At 68.2% G+C, this 834-nt stretch carries 1 protein-coding gene; it reads left to right on the forward strand.

Annotation, left to right across the window (positions count from 1 at the left end; genetic code table 11):
• Nucleotides 1-16 precede the first annotated feature (16 nt).
• On the forward strand, nucleotides 17-834 hold an 818-nt coding region (locus tag Aco03nite_RS52450), incomplete at its 3' end, for a DUF418 domain-containing protein (protein WP_203810794.1).

Consider the following 834-nt stretch of genomic DNA (forward strand, 5'->3'; position numbering starts at 1 on the left):
TCGTATGACTGCCGACGTGTCCACCGCCGGGCCGCGCATCCATGCACTCGACACGCTGCGCGGCTTCGCGCTCTGCGGCATCCTGATCATCAACATCTATCAACAGGTGGTGTTCCGGGGTGCGGCCGCCGGGACCGCCGGTCAACTGCCGGTTCCGGTGCAGCTGTTCTTCTACGAGCGGTTCTATCCGATCTTCTCGATCCTGTTCGGGGTCGGCTTCGCGATCTTCCTGCGCCGGGCGGCGGCGCGTACCGACCGGCCCCGGCTCGTGCTGGCCCGCCGTCTGGTGGTGCTGTTGCTGATCGGGGTGCTCCACTTCCTGTTTCATCCGGGGGAGGCGCTCACCGCGTACGCGATAGCGGGGTTGATCGTGTTGTTGCCGTTGAGTTTTCTGGGTGGGCGGGCGGCGCTGGGTGTGGCGCTGGTGCTGCTGTTCGCCGGTGCTCAGCTGGTCGTCGGGTTCGGGCCGATCCCCGGTCTGCTCGCGTTGGGTTACGCGCTGGCGATGCTGGACGTGCCGGCTGCTCTGGAACGCCGTACCGGCCGGGTCGCCTGTGCGTTTCTGATCTTCGCCGGGTTGACCGCGGTCTGGATCCTGCTGCGGTGGCGCGACGTCGAGCTGCCGTTCGTGAACGTGCTCGGCGGGCCGGGTGGGGGAGTGAGCCTGCTGGAGCCGATCGCCGGCATCGTGACCGGTCTGGCGTACTGCTGCGGGGTGGTCCTGCTGTTGCGGACCCCGCTCGGGCCGGTGTTGTCGGCGGTGCTGTCGCCGATGGGCCGGATGGCGCTGACCAACTATCTCAGCGCGACCGTGTTGTTCCTGCTGGCCGGGCC

It is taken from the genome of Actinoplanes couchii (assembly GCF_016862075.1).
Lineage (GTDB): Bacteria > Actinomycetota > Actinomycetes > Mycobacteriales > Micromonosporaceae > Actinoplanes > Actinoplanes couchii.